The sequence below is a fragment of the Flavobacterium glycogeni genome, assembly GCF_048286775.1.
Lineage (GTDB): Bacteria > Bacteroidota > Bacteroidia > Flavobacteriales > Flavobacteriaceae > Flavobacterium.
This window is the reverse complement of record NZ_JBLVPV010000005.1, coordinates 156,460-175,722: the sequence shown is the minus strand read 5'-3', so window position 1 is coordinate 175,722 and position 19,263 is coordinate 156,460. Positions and strand designations below refer to the sequence as shown.

General features: G+C 35.0%; 14 protein-coding genes. 4 read left to right on the top strand and 10 right to left on the bottom strand.

Features of this window, described 5'->3' with window-relative positions:
- Positions 1 to 85 precede the first annotated feature (85 nt).
- The 10 genes from ACNQGX_RS06060 to uvrC form a co-directional block, all read right to left on the bottom strand.
- Entirely contained in the window at positions 86 to 3,343 is a 3,258-nt protein-coding gene (locus ACNQGX_RS06060) for a TonB-dependent receptor (RefSeq protein ID WP_417974977.1), read from the bottom strand.
- A 316-nt stretch (positions 3,344 to 3,659) separates the two neighbouring features.
- Positions 3,660 to 5,312, bottom strand: a complete 1,653-nt coding sequence (pgi, locus tag ACNQGX_RS06055) for a glucose-6-phosphate isomerase (protein WP_417974975.1) — start codon at positions 5,310 to 5,312, stop codon at positions 3,660 to 3,662.
- A gap of 187 nt (positions 5,313 to 5,499) precedes the next feature.
- The gene (locus ACNQGX_RS06050; RefSeq protein WP_417974973.1) at positions 5,500 to 6,720 is read right to left on the bottom strand and encodes a M23 family metallopeptidase; all 1,221 of its coding nucleotides are present in this window, start codon (positions 6,718 to 6,720) and stop codon (positions 5,500 to 5,502) included.
- 20 nt (positions 6,721 to 6,740) lie between these two features.
- Positions 6,741 to 7,676: a tryptophan 2,3-dioxygenase family protein gene (locus ACNQGX_RS06045; protein WP_417974971.1), complete on the bottom strand. Its 936-nt coding sequence runs from the start codon at positions 7,674 to 7,676 to the stop codon at positions 6,741 to 6,743.
- The gene (locus tag ACNQGX_RS06040; protein ID WP_417974969.1) at positions 7,676 to 8,446 is read right to left on the bottom strand and encodes a DUF3108 domain-containing protein; all 771 of its coding nucleotides are present in this window, start codon (positions 8,444 to 8,446) and stop codon (positions 7,676 to 7,678) included. The genes ACNQGX_RS06045 and ACNQGX_RS06040 overlap by 1 nt, the downstream gene beginning before the upstream one ends.
- 295 nt (positions 8,447 to 8,741) lie before the next feature.
- Positions 8,742 to 9,902, bottom strand: a complete 1,161-nt coding sequence (gene hppD / locus ACNQGX_RS06035) for a 4-hydroxyphenylpyruvate dioxygenase (protein WP_131990552.1) — start codon at positions 9,900 to 9,902, stop codon at positions 8,742 to 8,744.
- Between the two features lie 80 nt (positions 9,903 to 9,982).
- Entirely contained in the window at positions 9,983 to 10,435 is a 453-nt protein-coding gene (gene tnpA / locus ACNQGX_RS06030; RefSeq protein ID WP_417974966.1) for an IS200/IS605 family transposase, read from the bottom strand.
- A 58-nt stretch (positions 10,436 to 10,493) separates the two neighbouring features.
- Positions 10,494 to 11,651, bottom strand: coding sequence for a homogentisate 1,2-dioxygenase (locus tag ACNQGX_RS06025; protein ID WP_417974964.1), 1,158 nt, complete (start codon positions 11,649 to 11,651; stop codon positions 10,494 to 10,496).
- Positions 11,652 to 11,839: 188 nt separating this feature from the next.
- Positions 11,840 to 14,038 carry a patatin-like phospholipase family protein gene (locus ACNQGX_RS06020; RefSeq protein WP_417974962.1) on the bottom strand — a complete coding sequence of 733 codons (2,199 nt, stop codon included), beginning with the start codon at positions 14,036 to 14,038 and terminating at the stop codon, positions 11,840 to 11,842.
- 74 nt (positions 14,039 to 14,112) lie between these two features.
- Positions 14,113 to 15,912 carry an excinuclease ABC subunit UvrC gene (uvrC, locus tag ACNQGX_RS06015; RefSeq protein WP_417974960.1) on the bottom strand — a complete coding sequence of 600 codons (1,800 nt, stop codon included), beginning with the start codon at positions 15,910 to 15,912 and terminating at the stop codon, positions 14,113 to 14,115.
- A 127-nt stretch (positions 15,913 to 16,039) separates the two neighbouring features.
- Between uvrC and ACNQGX_RS06010 the strand changes: the two genes are divergently transcribed.
- The 4 genes from ACNQGX_RS06010 to ACNQGX_RS05995 all read left to right on the top strand — a co-directional run bounded on the left by ACNQGX_RS06010 (position 16,040) and on the right by ACNQGX_RS05995 (position 19,173).
- Positions 16,040 to 17,023, top strand: coding sequence for a succinylglutamate desuccinylase/aspartoacylase family protein (locus tag ACNQGX_RS06010; protein WP_417974958.1), 984 nt, complete (start codon positions 16,040 to 16,042; stop codon positions 17,021 to 17,023).
- Between the two features lie 114 nt (positions 17,024 to 17,137).
- A complete protein-coding gene (locus tag ACNQGX_RS06005; RefSeq protein WP_417974956.1) occupies positions 17,138 to 18,424 on the top strand; it encodes a pyridoxal phosphate-dependent decarboxylase family protein in 1,287 nt (428 codons plus the stop codon).
- Complete coding sequence (locus ACNQGX_RS06000) at positions 18,369 to 18,932, top strand: 5-formyltetrahydrofolate cyclo-ligase (RefSeq protein WP_417974954.1); 564 nt, start codon at positions 18,369 to 18,371, stop codon at positions 18,930 to 18,932. The genes ACNQGX_RS06005 and ACNQGX_RS06000 overlap by 56 nt, the downstream gene beginning before the upstream one ends.
- A 43-nt stretch (positions 18,933 to 18,975) precedes the next feature.
- The gene (locus tag ACNQGX_RS05995) at positions 18,976 to 19,173 is read left to right on the top strand and encodes a hypothetical protein (RefSeq protein ID WP_417974952.1); all 198 of its coding nucleotides are present in this window, start codon (positions 18,976 to 18,978) and stop codon (positions 19,171 to 19,173) included.
- The last annotated feature ends 90 nt before the right edge of the window (positions 19,174 to 19,263 follow it).

Below are 19,263 nucleotides of genomic sequence, written 5' to 3'. Positions count from 1 at the left end.
TTTTTGTTTTAACAAATATAAGAAAAAAAGGCATAAAAAAACCCTCATTTCAATTGAAATGAGGGTTTCACTATTTTAAACTAAACTAGTTGAACGTGTAACGAACACCAGTTTGCATTTGCCATCTTGATGAGTTCAAACCTACATCATCAGCTTGATTAATGTTGTCACCTATAGTTGGATTGTAGCTAAAAGTAGGTGTGTTAGTACCCGTTACGAAACCAACTTGTGTTAGCAACTGTACTTGGTCATTGCTTGTAAAATATCTTTTACCCCAATTTTTATTTAAAAGATTGGTGAAGTTAAAAATGTCTGCAGTAAACTCTAATGTATGTTTCTTTTTACCAATGTTAAAAGTAAATTCTTGTGCGAATTTTAAATCAACTACATGGCTTGTTTTTAAACGATCACCATTACGCTCAGCATAATCTCCTTTTCTACCTCTCAAGTATTCATTACCTTCAATAAAAGCGCTTAAAGCATCCCATTGTTGTTGAGGAGTTAAAGTATTAGAAGAAGTAGTAACAAGTCTGATCTCACTTTGCGCAGCAGGAACATAAATCAATGCTGAGTTAGAGAATGTATCTTGCAATAAACGTCCGTTATCAAAATAAACATAACTGATTGGAGTCCCTTGCGCTCCTTCATAGAATACACCAATTCTAGATTTAGTAAATTTATTCCATTTGAATGTTGCATTACCATTAGAGATAACTCTTCTTCCTGGATCAAAATCAGATCTTGAAAGCGCTAAATAGTTTGCACCATTAACTGTTTCAGTATTATTCCATTGTGAACTGTTTTGAGAAGAAGTCGCATCAAGTAGAACAGTAGATTTACCATAAGAATATGTTCCAGAAATATTAGCATCAATGAAATCAGATCTAAAGTTTTTAGCTAATGTAAAAGCTACATTATACGCTTTACCTTCACTTGTATTAGAACCTAAATATACTCCTAAATAAGAGTTATCAACTCTATTAAGACTCCCATTATAACGAGGTCTTGTATCAGGACCCGTCAAATTACTTGATGAATTTCTGATGTTTAAGTTTTCGTAGGTAACTGCGCTGATGTTATCATTATACGTAATTTCAGAAGTCAAAACAAAACCTAAAGGTAATTTTTGATCAACAGCAAAACTCGCTTTGAAAACTTGAGGCAATTTGAAATCTTTTGCAAACAAATCAACATTTCCACCTCTACCGCCTGAACCTGGTCTAGGATTAGATGCAGGAAGTGGAGCAATTTGACTATCAACACTTGGGTTTGGATTGAAAAATGGTGCTGGTCTTGGTTGCGCTGTAGTATTTTCGATTGAAATAGCACCTTGAGTAACACCATTGTTGTTATAAGTTCCACCTGGCCATACTAATGGTAATCTTGAAGTAAAGATTCCTAAACCTCCTCTAATTTGAGTAGCTTTTTTACCATTTACATCATAATTAAAACCTAAACGTGGTGCAAAATGAGCTGTGGTATTAATTCTTTCTCCTACTCTAGCTCCTTGCAAATTTTTACCGGCAGCTTGTAACAAACCTATTGTTCTGTTATTAAAATCATCATTACCCATACCATTTTCCCAAACTGGTACATCAACTCTCACACCATAAGATAATTTAAAATTATCAGTTAATCTCATGTCATTTTGTAAGTAGAAACCAAATTGTTTAGTTCCAAATTCAGCAGCTCCTAGTGACTCATCTCCACTACCTCCTATCAAAGAGTAGTTCATTTGAAATCTGTTAGGTCTTCTATCAAGTAAGAAATCATCTAAAGTACTATATCTATAAGACCCATAATTGTTTCCAAAAAATACGTTTTTGGATTGAGAAAATTCATTGTGAGTACCAATAGTAATTTTATTCATTCCAACATTGATCTCAAAATTATCTGTGATCGTCAAAATCTTTTGATCTAAAAGATTTGCTGTAGAAAACCCTTCTGCTCCAAAGAAAATATTTCGACCGGCTCCGTCGTTTATTTGTACAGTTGGAAATGGATCTCCAGCTGCATCTCTATCATCAACAACACTCGTATAGGCAACAACTAAATTGTTTGAGAATTTATTTCCAAATCTTGAGTTTAATTCTAAAGCGGTAGAGTTCGTTTTAGAATTAAACAATTGACTACCATTTATGAAACTAATTGAAGTCGCAGAAGAACGGCTTGGAGAAAATTGTTCAGCAGCAACGTAACTATGCTTTAAAGACAATTTGTGGTTGTCATTAATATTCCAGTCTAATTTACCGATAATCTTATCACTTACAAGTGTACGTACATTATTTTCAAAAGAACCTGGATCATAGCCGTAAGTAGCAAGCTTAGTTCTTAATTCTCCCAATCTATTTCCTGACAAACCTGTGTAAGTTGTCGGATCAAAAGGCTGTGGTGTTTCATTGTCTTGTCTTTCATAATTTATAAAATAAAACAATTTATCTTTTACAATAGCTCCACCTGCACGAACACCATACGTTTGAGCTGAAAAATCAGCTAATTTCTGTCTTCCATTTGCTCCAGCTAATGAAGGAGGTGTTTTTCCTGCTAAAGATTCATCTCTATTAAAAAAATAAGCTGAACCTTCAAAATTATTAGTTCCTGATTTAGTAATCGCGCTAATTGCTCCTCCTGCAAAACCAGAAAGCTTTACATCATAAGGAGCTACGCTTACTTGAAATTGCTCAATGGCATCAATAGAGATAGGACTTACTCCTGTTTGACCTCCATTAGTTCCATTTGCAGCTAATCCAAAAACGTCATTGCTTACAGCACCATCAATGTAAATAGCATTAAATCTATTGTTTTGACCTCCGATAGATAAGACATCATCCCCTCTCAATTGAGCTTGCGGTGTTAGTCTTGCAAAATCCGCAATGTTTCTAGACAAAGAAGGCAATGCTTTAATCTTATCTGAATTAATTACTGTTTGAGCTCCAGTTCTTTGTGAATTAAAAGTATTATCTCTTGAAGTTCTAACTACAACCTCTTGCAATTCATTTGATTCTTCTTGTAATACAACTTTAAAATCTTTTGAATCACCTAATTGAAGGTAAACTTCACTATCTTCAAATGTCTTAAAACCAATAAAAGTAATAACGATTTTGTACGGACCTCCAACTCTCATATTTGAGATTCTGAAATTACCCGTATAATCTGTAGATGCAGTGTATCGAGTACCTGATGGCGTGTGGGTTGCAAGAATTGATGCTCCTGGTAAGGATTGAGAGTCCTTATCATAAACATTACCGCTAATAGAAGAGGTAGTGTTACCCTGTGCGTAAACACCAGGATTGGCGAACATTAGTACAACTAGAATTAAAAATAATTTTAATAATTTTTTCATATTGTTTAATTTATTAATATTTGGCAAAAATATAACATTTTTGACTAAAAAAGTTAACATAACGTTAAGAATGGCATATTTTTAAGTAGGATTTTTTACCTTAAAATGATTTGTTCTGTTTTTTTGTTAAAAAAATACATAATTACTATTCATGCATAGTATTTTTGTATTTTTAATTAAAAAAATCGCGGCATAACTGAACACAAAATATCCTATTAATTCTAAAAAAAAATCATTTAATCTCCTAAACGACAAAACCTTGACTTAAAAAAGCCAAGGTTTTGTCGTTTAGAATATCCATTAAGAATAAAAAAACTTATTTATTCATCAGAAAATGATTCAATAAAAAGGTTGTAGAACTGTCATGATTTTTGACTGTTTTTGTATTAATCTCCTCCAAAATAGAATTCGCCAACTGTTTTCCTAATTCTACACCCCATTGATCAAAACTAAAAATATTCCAGATAATTCCTTGTACAAAAATCTTATGCTCATACAAAGCAATCAAAGAACCTAAAGTTTTTGGAGATAATTTCTGGATTAAAATAGTATTTGTAGGCTTATTGCCCGCGAAAACTTTAAACGGCAAAAGAAATTTAGCTTTCTCTTCCGGAATACCTTGTTTATCGAATTCAGCCTGAACTTGTTCTACAGATTTCCCATGCATTAACGCTTCCGTTTGTGCAAAAAAGTTAGACATTAGCTTATCATGATGATCATTATCTCCATACAAAGGAGCTACAAACCCAATAAAATCTGCAGGAATCAATTTTGTTCCTTGGTGAATCAATTGAAAAAAAGCATGTTGCGCATTAGTTCCCGGCTCTCCCCAAATAATAGTCCCCGTTTGATAATTTACCGGCTTCCCATCACGACCTACACTTTTACCATTACTTTCCATAGTCCCTTGTTGCAAATAAGGAGCTAATTTTTGTAAATATTGCGTGTAAGGAATTAAAGCCTCACTTTCGGCACCAAAAAAGTTATTGTACCAAACACTTAATAAAGCCAAAATTACTGGCATATTTTTGCCGAAATCGGTTGTTTTGAAATGTTCATCCATTTCATTCGCTCCTTCTAACAATTCATCAAAATTATCGTATCCAACTGCTAAACTTATCGTAAGTCCAACGGCACTCCACAAAGAAAATCTTCCGCCAACCCAATCCCACATAGGGAATACATTGTCAGGATTTATCCCAAACTCTGTTACTTTTTGGATATTGGTAGAAACTGCAACAAAATGCTTCGCCACATCCTTTTGAGTCGTCCCGAAGTCTCGGGATAAAAACCATTTTCTGATAGTTTCAGAATTGGTCAGTGTTTCCTGCGTTGTAAATGTTTTAGAAACAATTACAAAAAGTGTCGTTTCCGGATTTAGTTTTTTTATAATTTCATTTACATGATCTCCATCCACATTGGAAACAAAATGAACGTTCAGATGATTTCTATAAAATTGTAATGCCTCGACAGCCATAGCAGGGCCTAAATCAGAACCTCCAATACCTATATTAACAACATCAGTGAAAGATTTTCCCGTATAACCAGTTCTTTCACCTGAAGTGACTTCATTAGTAAATGCTCTTATTTTACTTTTTACTTCATAAATTTCAGAAACCACATTATCCCCATCAACATTTATAACCGTCGATTCTTTGGATCGCAATGCAGTATGAAGAACTGCTCTATTTTCGGTTTGATTGATTATTTCGCCATCAAAATAGTCTTTAATGGCACTTTTAAGACCTACTTCATCTGCCAATTCCAATAACAACTGAAGTGTTTCTTGATTGATAATATTTTTTGAATAATCAATTAAAAAATCATTCCATTTCAAATTGAATTTTTCAGTTCTGCTTGCGTCCAATTGAAATAGTTCCTGCATCGAAGCTTTTTGCATTTCGTTGTAATGCATCTCAAGTTTCTTCCAAGCGTTCGTTTCTGTTGGGTTTATCGTATTTAAAGCCATTTATAGGTAGTTTGTAGTATTATTTAAATTCTGGCAAAAATACTGAAATTAGTTTTAACGCTAAATGAGTTTTGAATTATATAACAATTTAGCAGGAAAAACACCAAATAGTGGTTGACATATAATCACACTAATTGTTTCTATTTATTCGCCAAATAAATCTTTTTAGTTAATTTAAATTGTTGATTTATAAATTGGCAACACTATCTAATTCAAACTTTAACGGAGTAATCGTTTTAATGTACCGATCTTTATTTCTTCCGCTCATCGGTTCGCCGCTAGGCAATTTAAGTCTTAGTGCATCCACTTGCTTACCGTTTTTCCAAAATCGATAACATACATGCGGTCCGGTTGCCAAACCTGTGCTTCCTACTAAACCGATAACCTGACCCTGACTGACACGTTGCCCTCGTCTTACCAATATTTTAGACATGTGCAAGTATTGTGTCGAGTAGGTTCCGTTGTGCTTTACTTTTACAAAATTCCCGTTTCCGGCCGTAAAACCACTTTGCTCCACAACTCCGCCAGCCGTTGTAGTAATAGGCGTACCGCGTGGCGCCGCATAATCCGTTCCTTTGTGCGCTTTCCATCTGTGTTGAACTGGATGAAATCGACTAGTTGAAAATCGAGAGGATATTCTACTGAATTTTATTGGAGATTTAAGAAAGAAATTTTTTAACGTTTTTCCATCTTCATCGTAATATTCTATTTTATCTGAGTCCGGATTTTGAGCAAAAGGAAATGCGTAAATAATTTTTCCTTTGTATTCAAAAAAGGATGCTTCCAGTTCTTCCACTCCATCATAAACAGAATCATTTATGAACCGTTCCGTAAAAGTTATCGCAAAACGATCTCCTTTTTTGAGTTTCATAAAATCAATGGAATAAGCATAAATTTTAGAAATTTTACTTGCCAATGCCCCTTCAATCTTGGCATTGCCTAAAGTCTCAGACAATGATTCTTTCAAAACCCCGCCAATGGTGCGTCGCTTAATCGTAATGGGTTTTGTTTTTTTATAAACAACAACTGCAGTGTCACGTAAATCAATTACATAATAGTTCAATGCATCCGGCTGATAGATAAAAACCTGTAAATCGTTCTTCTTGTTTTTAGACCGAAGCAGTGTGTAAGGCTTATTGAATCTAATAGACCTGACATCAAACGTATCTTTGACCTTAGCAATAATATCATAGACTTTTTTGTCTCCAATATTTTGCTTTTCAATTATAGTTCCAAAAGTGTCTCCCTTTTTTATAGTATCCTGAACGACGTTAAAATCAGAATATTTAAACCCAAATTCTATCTTTTTAACCGCTGGTTTTATAATTTCTTTTTCTAGAATCTCATCGGATTTATTACAAGAAACCAAAGAAAATAATACTATAATCGCTAATAATACTTGTTTCAAATTATGTTTTTTTATTCAAATTATTTTTCTTCTCCCCAATGCGCCAGTTCCTCTGCCGACCATAATTCCGGAAAAAATATTCTGCGTTGGTATTTTGGATGCATGTATTTTTTCCAGTCACTTCCGCCCGTCGCTTCACCATCTCCTTTACCGCTCTGATCAATATATTTCTTTGCCGTATTCAAATGCTGCATTACCCAGGTGATATTCACCGTATGGTCATAATGACGCATCGCTACTATTAACTCTGGATTTTTTTGATCTAAATCTGGAAGCTGTTTGAATTTTTGCCAAATATTTATGGTATTGTATTCTTCCATATGATTCAGGAACATCTTCTTATATTTTTTTTCAAATTCCTCAAGTAAAAAAGATTTTTTACCGGTATGATAATCTTTTCCGGCCGCTTGCCAATACAAATGCTCTAAGGCAAATTCATAAGGCGTGTTTCTATCTATTGAATCTCTATAACGGTGATCGATAAGATTTATTAGGTCTGTAGAAGAAAATTCTATTAAACGGTATTGCGCGCTTTGAAAACCACTGGCAGGAGTTAGCGTATTTCTAAATTTCATGTATTGATCCACTTCCATTCCATTTTCCATAATACCGAAAGAAGTTGTCAGCATATCAAAATACCGACTGATTCTCATTAATCTTTCGGTGAAAAAATCAGTTTTGATATTTTCACAATAAGAAATCTGGTTCATTTCCCAAAGTATCATCTTAAAGATCAATTCATTTACCTGGTGATACATAATAAAAACCATTTCATCAGGAAGCGTTGTTCTTTGAATTTGAAGACCCAATAATGCATCCGTTTGAATATAATCCCAATACGTAATTGGTTTTGACCATAACAATCCTTCCAGCTGTGTCTCTGTTTTTTGATTTATTGCTTGGTATTTAATTTCAATTTCTTTTAAAATCGTTTCTGAATTATCAGTATTACTCATTATTTATTTGTTTTAAAAGGATTTTTCAATCCTCTGTATGCATCTATATCTGCTTTTATTGAACCTACTGCCAAGCTGGCTTTTATTCTGATTGGCAATTTATTATCGTCATCTGAAATCCAAACGGTAAGACTTTCTTGTTCTTTAAAAACACGCCCTGATTGTACTAAAGGTCTAAAAACCATTGTTGACACCACACCAAATTTAGTTGTAATATTTTCACGACCTATAAATTTGAGTTTAAACTTTGTCGTTTCATCATCAAAAAACATATCTATCGCAACTGACTCTCCTATTTTTAACTTATCAATCCCAGGATAATTTCTTAGATAATAGAAGGTAGACAAAATGTCCTGTGTGTTTTTAGGAACGTAAAGTGTCTTCTCTGTTTTATGTTTGTAATCTTTGACAAGAACTCTATTTGTAGATTGATTAAAAAAACCTTCTTGATTTTTAGTGTAGCCCCCTTCATTAATTTTTCGGACAAACTGGTATGGATTTCTGGTATCCTTGTCAATATAGCTTTCGTATAAATCATCCACTTTAAAGAAGAAGCGAGACATTCCGGTAGTATATCCTCGACCTACAACATGAAACGTCTTTTTGTCATTCACGGTAGCGTCTTTTACTTCCAGTGTGGCATAGCCGGCATTGACTATCCCATAATGAATTCGAAATTTGAACCATTCTCCCACGTCATAAGCATCCTCTTTTGGAGAATCAAAACTTACGGTCATTACCAGCACAAAGAATAGTATTATTTTTCTCATCATTACTTTATTAGTCAATTCAGTGACTCTAATAACAAATTTTGTTCCAAATATATTAAAACAAAAAAACTCAGTCAAATAATGACTGAGTTTTTATGCTATTAACTAACCAAAAAACTATAAACTATGAAATTTATATGAAATCAGGAAGGAAACCACCCCTTCCCTTTTTGCGAGTGCAAAGGTAGCTAACAAATCCAGTTATTTTAGCGAAAAATAAAGTTTAACACAACATCTACAAAAAAACATGTTGTTTGTCGGTTATTTTTTCACAATATGTAAAAATAATGCTTTTTTACAGCGTTCCTCGCAATTGCTGTTCTCTCTCAATTGATTCAAATAGCGCCTTAAAGTTCCCCGCACCAAAGCCTTTGGCTCCCATTCTTTGAATAATCTCAAAAAACAAAGTTGGTCTGTCTTGTACAGGCTTTGTAAATATTTGTAATAAATACCCTTCTTCATCAGCATCGACCATAATGGCCAGCTTTTCGATTTCGTTTAAATCTTCTTTCATCATTTTCATGTGATCGCCCAATCGCTCCGGAATAGCCTCATAATAGGTATGTGGAGGAGCTGACAAGAATTCTATTCCTCTTGCTTTCAATTGCGATACTGTTTTGATAATATCATCCGTCGCTATAGCGATATGCTGAATTCCAGGTCCGCCATAAAAGTCCAGATATTCCTCAATTTGTGATTTTTTCTTTCCTTCGGCAGGTTCGTTGATTGGGAATTTAATTCTTCCGTTTCCATTGGACATTACTTTACTCATCAACGCCGAATATTCGGTATTAATTTGTTTATCATCAAAAGAAAGGAAATTCACAAATCCCATGACGTCTTCATAGAACTTAACCCAAGTATTCATTTCGTTCCAACCTACATTCCCCACCATGTGGTCTATGTATTTTAATCCAGTTGGCTCCGGATTGTAATCAGATTTCCATTCCTTATAACCAGGCAAGAAAACACCATTATAGTTTTTGCGTTCTACAAAAATATGCACGGTTTCCCCGTAAGTATAAATCCCCGAACGTACTACTTCTCCAAACTCATCTTTCTCCACCGTAGGCTCCATAAAAGAGCGAGCGCCACGTTTCATTGTTTCTTCGTAAGCACTAGTCGCATCTTCTACCCAAAGTGCCGCAACTTTTACTCCGTCTCCATGTTTTCTCAAATGTTCGTGTATGGGAGAATCTTGTGTTAATGGTGTGGTTAATACAATGCGGATTTTATCTTGTTTTAGCACATATGACGTTCTGTCTCTTACTCCAGTTTCTAATCCGGCATAGGCCAATGACTGGTATCCGAAAGCGGTTTTATAATAATGTGCGGATTGTTTTGCGTTTCCTACGTAGAATTCTACATAATCGGTTCCTAATAACGGAAGGAAATCTTGCGCTCCTTCAAATATTTTTTCTAGCCCGTATTCTACTGATTTTACTTCTTTTGACATGGTATTTATTTGTTTTTTGAATTGCCTCCAGATTTATCTGGAGGTAAAATATTTGTTATTGAATTGGCTTTAGCCAAATTTTAATTTTTGAATTTTTGAAACCCATATTTATCAATAAAATCATCATATTCTTCTTGAAAAGATTTTTTGCTATGATGGATTTCCTGATTTTTTATATAATTTCTAACTTTATCAACTACAGATTCTGAAACTGACACAGCAAAATACTCATCTTGCCATTCAAATTTTTGCTCTTTTAAAATTGGTTTAAATTCTTCTTGTTTATTTATCCAAAAAGATGATTCTCCTTTTATTAACTGCATTACTTTCTGAATTGATTGATCCAATCCTAACGAAACTAAACAATGACAATGATCCTCATAACCATTTACAAAATCTATAAATATTCCTTTTTCTCTTGCATTTTCTAAAATGTGATTCCAAACTTTTCCCCTAAATTCCTTCGTTGCTAGAAACGGCTCTCTATTTTTTGTGCTCCAAACAAAATGAATATATACTTTTATAAATGACATATATTGGTTCAATTGGTTTTTTAACGAATTCTATTAATGAATGGGTTAAAACCCATTCCTAGTCAACCCAAGATTTATAATACTGACCATCATCTAATCCCATAGCTTCTTCGGTTACCATTAACGGGCGAAATGTATCGACCATTACTGCTAATTCGTGGGTTATGGTTTGGCCAATACTGCGCTCCATTGCTCCTGGTGCGGGTCCATGCGGAATGCCTTTTGGATGCAATGTAATGTGTCCTTGCTCGATATTGTTGCGGCTCATAAAATCGCCATCTACATAATACAAAACCTCATCACTATCAATATTACTGTGATTATAAGGTGCCGGAATTGCTTTTGGGTGGTAATCATACAATCGTGGACAAAACGAACAAACTACAAATGTTGCCGTTTCAAATGTTTGATGAACCGGTGGCGGCTGGTGCACGCGACCTGTTATAGGTTCAAAATTATGAATGCTGAATCCGTAAGGGAAATTATATCCGTCCCAACCTACTACATCAAAGGGATGCGTAGCGTAAACGAATTCATGTATCATTCCTTCTTTTTTGATTTTGATTAGAAAGTCGCCTTTTTCATCGTGCGTTTCTAATTCTGTTGGCAAAATGAAATCGCGCTCGCAAAATGGCGAATGTTCTAAATGTTGACCTGATTCGTTTTTATATCTTTTTGGCGTATAAAAAGGCGCAAAAGATTCTACGTAAAACAATCGATTTTCGGTTGTTTCAAAATCAATTTGATAAATCATTCCACGGGGAATAATCAAGTAATCTCCATATTCGAAAGGAATATTTCCCATCATGGTACGCAATTTTCCTTTTCCTTTATGGATGAAAATCATTTCATCAGCATCGGCATTTTTATAGAAATAGTTGCGCAACGATTGTCTTGGCGCAGCCAACCCAATAGTACAATCCTTATTGACTAACATCGCTTTGCGACTGTCCAGAAAATCATCTTCGGGTTTTAACTCAAAACCTTTTAATAACAACGATTTTATGTTTTTTCCAATGGCAATTTTAGGCTCCACCGAATAGGATTTTAGAATTTCCTTTACCTGTGTTGGTCTGTGAACGTGATATAATAATGACGAATGACCGTGAAAACCCTCTGTTCCAAAAAGTTGCTCATAGTATAAACCGCCGTTTGGCTTTTCGAATTGTGTGTGTCTTTTTTGGGGGAAGTTTCCCAATTTATGATATAAAGGCATGATTCTTTTGCTTAAAAATTAACGTTTAAAAGTTTAAAGTTTTGTCGAACTAAACTTATTTAATTAAATCAAAAAAATGCAATTTATTCAGGGTTCCTCTTGATGAGAAATTGCAGATATCCTAATAAACCGCTCCAAGTTGTTTTCATGATAACAAATATCGGAATTATTATTGAATTAAATTACAATTAAAACATAAACCCAATACTAAACCAAGTATATCCTTTTGCATTTTCCGGAGACCAGGAATATTTTATTTCTATAGGTCCAATTCTTGTCTCTAAACCATACCCTACTGCATAACCTGAATATTTTGGGATTGAAATCCAATCTACCGTTTCGAAAATTTTATCGCCAACATTAGCAAAGTTTGCTGAAAAATTGAAATGGTTGTTCTTATAAAACTCATAATCAATCGTTCCTGTTGATTTTATATAACTATTGGCAGCAATACTCAAATAATCATACCCATAAAAATACTTGAAGTTGTTTATCGGATTGTAACCGTAACCTCCCAAAATGAAATTAAAAAAAGAAACACTTTTATTCCCAAAGGAGAAACCGGCATCCGTATGAAATTTAACCGTTACATTTCTAAAAAGTGTTGCAGCCACTCCAAAATCTGCTTTTGCGACGGAAAAAGGCTCAAAAACTCCTGTGTAATCCGAGGACACCAAATACGATTGTATATCGCCTGAAAAATACCATCCTTTTTTTGGAAAATATTTATTATCAAAAGAATCAAATTTCATATAACCAAAAAGACTTAAGTAATTACTGTTATCAATTACCGGGTCAGCATTGGCCAATGTTTCCGACTTTATTTTTAAATATTTTAATTCAACTCCTCCGCCAATCAAAAATTTTTGAACAAATAAAGATTGAAAATAAACCTGATTTGTTAAATCGTGAAAATCAACATTGATTGATTTTACACCCAAAGCTCCTAAATCTAAAGTGCTAATTTCTTTGGCTACATTTCTATTGAATTGATTAAACTGCGATTTGAAACCAAAACTCAAATTAAATCCATTCTCTATATAATAATCTAAATTATACCTGATATTATCTCCCAAAACTATATCCAGAGAAGTTCTGTCATTTTTAAAAAACGTTTTTTTATGTGTCAGGTTAATCAAAACAGCACTCTTGAATAAATTGTCATAATGCAATCCAAATTTCAAATACGTTTTTGTAGGGTTTTCTTTTAAAGTTAAATTTAAATCATCCCCGTTTTTATTTTCATCCAATGAATAGGATATAGCACTAAAATTTTGAGTTGCGTTGATATTATTTATTCCCTTCAACAAATCATCATAACACGTTTTAGCTCCCGGTTTAAATCTTAATTTACCTATTACATATTCTTTGGTATAATTATCCAATTCATTGCTATTGATGTCTATAATCTGCAAGCTGTCTGTTGTTAATTTTAAATTCGGCTTCTTATACGGACCAGACCCATCGGCAAGTAATTTTATTTTCTCATAAACTGAGAATGTGGCTTCTTCCCCTTTTCTAATGATTTCCTTTCCTTTGTCGAAGGACACAACTCCGTAGTTTTTGACATCCGGCCTTATATAGACCTCCGTTTCTTTTACATTTTTTTTCATCCTTTCAATGGATTGAAGATTTGTAATTTGGACCAAGATTCTCGTGGCATCTTTAAGCTGGCTCCTATCTAACAAATCATTTTGAACATCAACACCTATTATAATATCCGCGCCTAATTTTCGCACTTCCTCTATTGGATAGTTATTAACGACACCTCCATCCACAAGCACCCTTCCGTCAATTTCCACAGGAGAAAACAAAGACGGAAATGCGGAGCTGGCAATCATAGCCTGTGCCAGATTTCCTTTGTTCAACAACACTTCTTTTCCGGTTTCTATATCAGTTCCAATACATAGAAAAGGAATTGGAAGCTGATTAAAATCTTTAATATGCCTAACGTTTCTGGTAATTCTGTTTAACAAATTATAATTATACATCCCTTTTGACAGCGCTTCCGGAATACCTATTTTGAGTTTACTAAACGGCAAAACGAGCGCGTACAATTCGTCGTTTCTTTTTTCGTAAAAATTCTTGGAAGATCTCGGAATAAAATCGTTTAACAGTTCGTCAAAATTAGTTGCATGAAAAATAGAATCAATCTGACTTGCATTATAACCCGAAGCATAAAGACCGCCAATAACCGCTCCCATACTGGTTCCGCCAATGTAATCAATCTTGATTCCCGCTTCTTCCAATACTTTCAAAACTCCAATATGCGCAAATCCTTTTGCACCGCCTCCACTTAAAACTAAACCAATTTTTGGTTTCTTTTGCTCTTGCGAAAACACAGTCAGACTTGCAAAAACAATGAATAATAGAGCAATTTTCTTCATAAGGAGCAATTTGGTAGTAATAAAATTTGGCACGATCCGGCATTATTTGCCCAAATTTCAATAATCTAAATTAATCATTCATTTGTGGCCTTGTAAAATTCGGTAATTTTTTTGGCTTTAGACATACCTATAACGTCAGAAATTTCTTTTTCTGTGGCTAATTTCAATCTTTTAACACTTTTAAAGTGTTGAATTAAAGCCAGCATCGTTTTTTCTCCAATACCGGGAATACTTTCTATCGAAGAATTTAGTGCCGCTTTACTCCTTTTATCTCTATGATGCGTGATCCCAAAACGATGCGCCTCGTTGCGCAATTGCTGGATTATTTTCAAGGTCTCCGATCTTTTATCCAGATACAAAGGAATGGAATCACCCGGATAAAATAACTCTTCCAGCCTCTTGGCAATACCGATTATCGTAATTTTTCCTCGCAAACCCAATTCATCGATACTTTTTAATGCCGAGGATAATTGCCCTTTTCCTCCGTCAATGATAATTAATTGTGGTAAAGGCTCGTTTTCATCTAATAATCTTTTGTAACGGCGATAAACCACTTCGGTCATCGAAGCAAAATCATCAGGTCCTTCGACAGTTTTTATATTAAAATGGCGATAGTCTTTTTTGCTTGGCTTTCCGTCCTTGAAAACCACACAGGCTGCAACAGGATTTGTTCCTTGAATGTTCGAGTTATCAAAACATTCGATATGTCTTGGCTCCACCGGCAATCGCAAGTCTTTTTGCATTTGCGTCATAATCCTTTTGGTATGGCGATCAGGATCTACAATTTGCAATTGTTTTAATTGTTCGATTCGGTAAAACTTAGCGTTGCGAATCGACAAATCCAATATTTGCTTTTTGTCTCCCAATTGCGGAACGGTAATTTTTATGTTTTCACCCAAATCAACGTGAAACGGAACGATAACTTCTCGAGACAGCAATTGAAAACGCTCTCGCAATTCGATGATTGCCAATTCTAATAATTCTTCATCGGATTCGTCCAGTTTCTTTTTGATTTCCATAGTGTGCGAACGAATAATCGAACCGTGAGAAATTTGCAAGAAATTCACATACGCCGCACTTTCATCCGAGACAATCGAAAAAACATCAATATTCGTGATTTTAGGATTTACAATTGTGGAACGTGATTGGTAATTCTCGAGAATTTCTATTTTCTCTTTGATTTTTTGCGCTTCTTCAAAATGCATATCTTGAGCCAAATTAGTCATGACGCGTTTGAAATCCTTCATGCTTTCTTTGAAATTCCCTTTTAGGATTTCACGAATCGCGTCAACTTGCTTTTGGTAATTTTCTAACGTTTCGAAACCTTCACAAGGCCCCATGCAGTTGCCAATATGGTATTCCAGACAAACCTTGAATTTTCCGCTTTCAATATTGCTTTTACTCAAATCATAATTGCAGGTTCGCAGCGGATACAATTCTTTTATCAGTTCTAAAATAGTGTTTACGGTTTTGAAACTGGTGTAAGGCCCAAAATATTCCGACCCATCTTTGACCATTCTTCGAGTGGCAAAAATGCGCGAAAAAGGTTCTTTCTTGATACACAACCACGGATAACTTTTATCATCCCGCAACAATACGTTGTAGCGCGGCAGCAATGTTTTTATCAGGTTATTTTCCAATAAAAGGGCATCGGTTTCCGTAGGAACCACAATGTGTTTTATGGTGACAATTTTTTTTACGAGCACATTGGTTTTGGCCGTATCATGAATTTTATTAAAATAAGAAGAAACTCTTTTTTTTATGTTTTTGGCTTTGCCCACATACAGAATTTTCCCTTCCTTATCGTAATATTGATATACGCCGGGACCGTCTGGTAAGGTTTGAATTTGTAAGGCTAAAGTTATTGGATTCATGTAACAAAGTTAATCTCAAAAATCACGAAATACAAATCAATACTCTTGAAATCTTTCCAGCGAAATTTTTATCAGAATTTTAGTTTCTAATTCGTTATTATCGTTATTTTTATGGTTTCAAGAACCTATGATAAAAACCAATACCACACCAATCGTAATTTTCGGCGAAAGCATTGTTCCCGGCGAAAGCAAAACCATCAATGTCGAAATTGCCCGATTACACACCACTACAAAACTAAACATCCCCGTCATTGTAAGACGGTCTAAAATTGATGGCCCCGTGGTACTTTTCTCAGCAGGAATTCATGGAGATGAAATTAACGGTGTCGAAATCGTTCGGCAACTTATCCGCAAAAAAATAAACAGGCCAAAAAAAGGAACCATAATCTGTATTCCAATTATAAACGTATATGGATTTGTCAATAAATCCAGGGAATTTCCCGATGGCAGGGATTTAAACAGGGTTTTCCCCGGCAGCAAAACAGGTTCTTTAGCCAGCAGATTCGCGTTTCATATTTTAACGGAGATTATGCCAATTGTACAATATGCCGTTGATTTTCATGCCGGCGGCGCCAGTCGTTTCAATGCGCCGCAAATTCGTCTTACCCAGAACAATGAACAGTTAAAAATATTGGCAGATGTTTTTAATGCTCCGTTTACGTTGTACTCCAAAAACATTTCAGGTTCTTTCAGAAGTTCCAGTGAAAAAATGAATGTAAAAATGCTGCTTTTCGAGGGCGGAAAATCACTTGACATTAATAATTCCGTAGCCGATGAAGGAGTTAATGGTGCAAAACGCCTATTGTCACACCTTGGCATGTTAGACCCAAAACATACGGCAATCAAACCAAAATCGCCTTCAATCTATATTGAAAAATCAGGGTGGATTAGAGCCAAATGTTCCGGATTGTTGCATGATTATAATACTATTGGTAATTTTGTACAAAAGGGAACAATTCTAGCCACCATAACAGATCCGTACGGAAAGTTTGAGCGAAAAGTGAAAGCGCCAAATGATGGTTATGTGATCAATGCCAATCATTCCCCTATTGTTTACGAAGGCGATGCTATTTACCACATGTCAAACACTAATGAAGAGGATGAAGAATAAAACCTGTTTTTCAGTCAACATTCCTTTTAACAATCAAAAAACCTTTCAGAAAACCTAACATTTATCATGTTTTTTATCGTTTTATCACAGTAGTTTTGACTAAAACTACTGTGTATGCAATTCTGGAAAAAATTATCCCAAAAAGAAAGACAAGAGCGCATTCAAAAAGCGCTGAACGAAAACGTAAATTTTGCCCATGATGCTTCTTTGGGGTATCCTGCATCTAAATTAGACGGAAAAGTATTCAATGGTGATGCGCCTTTCCTGAAAGATGCTCCTACCCTCCAAACCTATGTTGCCAATCCCAATCATATTGGATGCCACACCCTTGGCACTTCCGAAAAAGCATTCAAAGGAACACAGGAAATGGAACGTGAAGTATTGAATGTTCTTGCTGTGGATATTTTCAAAGCGCAACCCGATTCTTTTGACGGCTACATTGCCCCTGGCGGAACAGAAGCAAATATTCAAGCCATCTGGATGTATCGCAATTATTTCATGTATAAACTAAATGCCAAACCTGCTGAAATGGCTATCATTGCCTCAGAAGATACGCATTATTCCATTCCGAAAGCGGCCAACTTATTGATGCTCGATTGGTTAAAAATTCCTGTTGATTTTAAGACCCGTGTCATTGATGTTTTTTCTCTTGAAAATATTATTATTAATGCAAAAGAAGAAGGGAAAAAATATTTCATCATAATTTCAAATATGGGAACAACCATGTTTGGTGCCGTAGACAATCCTGACGATTATATTCAGATACTGGAAAAACACCACTTAACATACAAACTGCACATTGATGGCGCTTATGGCGGATTTGTTTATCCGTTTAGCAATAAAAATTGCGACATCAATTTTGAGAATCCAAAAATCAGCTCCATAACCATTGACGCACACAAAATGCTTCAGGCTCCATACGGAACCGGCGTGTTTATTTGCCGAAAAGGTTTAATCGAAAATGTACTGACCAAGGAAGCCGAATATGTCGAAGGAATGGATTTGACGCTTTGCGGAAGCCGCTCGGGGGCAAATGCCATAGCGGTCTGGATGATATTATTTACCTATGGTCCTTTTGGATGGTGTGAAAAAATACGCGTTTTGCAAATGCGAACCGAGTGGTTATGCGAACAGTTAGACGAATTGAATCTAACCTATTTCAGAGAACCGTATATGAACATTGTAACCATTCCGTCAGAACATATCACTAAAGCATTGGAAGAAAAATACGATTTGGTTCCTCAAAAACACGGCAATGGCAATCAATGGTATAAAATTGTGATTATGGATCACGTTGAAGTGGATCATTTGAGTACTTTTATAACCGATTTAAAAGCGACCATTCATGCTAAAAAAGGAATTACGACAAAAATACAAAGCATTACGGAAACAACTTTCTGAAAATGAATTGGAGGAAATGAGTTTGGCAATTGCCAATAAACTGCTGAAGCTTCCTATTTGGGAGAAAAGCTATTTCCATATCTTCTTGCCCATAACGGAACATCATGAGGTAAATACCGAATTTATCCTGCACGTATTATCCGGAAAAGACAAGGAGGTTATTGTCTCGAAATGCGATTTTAAAACTTGTAATTTGGTTCATTTTCTTTTGACTGACAACACCAAAATCAAGAAAAACGAATACAACATCCCGGAACCTGTAGATGGAATTGAAGTTCCTTCGCATAAAATTGATGTGGTTTTTGTGCCGCTTTTGGCTTTCGACAAAAAAGGGCATCGCGTGGGGTATGGCAAAGGGTTTTACGATAAATTCTTGTCGGAATGCAAACCGGATGTAATCAAAATTGGTCTCTCTCTTTTTGAACCCGAAGAATTGATTACCGATATTTTTGAAGGTGATATAAAACTGGATTATTGCGTAACGCCGGATTCCGTTCACTCTTTTTAATTTTTAATCCGTACTTTCGCAACAGATTAAATCTAATTAAGTTATGAGAACATTTAAAAATTCAAGATTTGCCGTAAGCGTTATGGTTATTCTATTTGCAGTTTCATTATCAAACTGTAGCATTCACACCGGAACCAGCAGATCTACCTATAAAGCTAAAAAACTCCCACCTGGGCAAGCTAAAAAAATATATGGTGGAAAAAGCGCTAAACGTTATGCACCCGGACATAATAAAAATTAATAAAAGAAAAAGACCTGTTCAAATATGAAATAGGTCTTTTTTATTTTACAAAAGTGACAAATCTACTTAAGAACTGCCCGCAGTAACTCG

Excerpts from the sequence above, each read along its gene's own strand:
- ACNQGX_RS06060 (WP_417974977.1), bottom strand. The coding sequence starts at position 3,343 with ATGAAAAAATTATTAAAATTATTTTTAATTCTAGTTGTACTAATGTTC.
- pgi (WP_417974975.1), bottom strand. The coding sequence starts at position 5,312 with ATGGCTTTAAATACGATAAACCCAACAGAAACGAACGCTTGGAAGAAA.
- ACNQGX_RS06045 (WP_417974971.1), bottom strand. The coding sequence starts at position 7,676 with ATGAGTAATACTGATAATTCAGAAACGATTTTAAAAGAAATTGAAATT.
- ACNQGX_RS06040 (WP_417974969.1), bottom strand. The coding sequence starts at position 8,446 with ATGAGAAAAATAATACTATTCTTTGTGCTGGTAATGACCGTAAGTTTT.
- hppD (WP_131990552.1), bottom strand. The coding sequence starts at position 9,902 with ATGTCAAAAGAAGTAAAATCAGTAGAATACGGGCTAGAAAAAATATTT.
- tnpA (WP_417974966.1), bottom strand. The coding sequence starts at position 10,435 with ATGTCATTTATAAAAGTATATATTCATTTTGTTTGGAGCACAAAAAAT.
- ACNQGX_RS06025 (WP_417974964.1), bottom strand. The coding sequence starts at position 11,651 with ATGCCTTTATATCATAAATTGGGAAACTTCCCCCAAAAAAGACACACA.
- ACNQGX_RS06020 (WP_417974962.1), bottom strand. The coding sequence starts at position 14,038 with ATGAAGAAAATTGCTCTATTATTCATTGTTTTTGCAAGTCTGACTGTG.
- uvrC (WP_417974960.1), bottom strand. The coding sequence starts at position 15,912 with ATGAATCCAATAACTTTAGCCTTACAAATTCAAACCTTACCAGACGGT.
- ACNQGX_RS06010 (WP_417974958.1), top strand. The coding sequence starts at position 16,040 with ATGATAAAAACCAATACCACACCAATCGTAATTTTCGGCGAAAGCATT.
- ACNQGX_RS06005 (WP_417974956.1), top strand. The coding sequence starts at position 17,138 with ATGCAATTCTGGAAAAAATTATCCCAAAAAGAAAGACAAGAGCGCATT.
- ACNQGX_RS06000 (WP_417974954.1), top strand. The coding sequence starts at position 18,369 with ATGCTAAAAAAGGAATTACGACAAAAATACAAAGCATTACGGAAACAA.
- ACNQGX_RS05995 (WP_417974952.1), top strand. The coding sequence starts at position 18,976 with ATGAGAACATTTAAAAATTCAAGATTTGCCGTAAGCGTTATGGTTATT.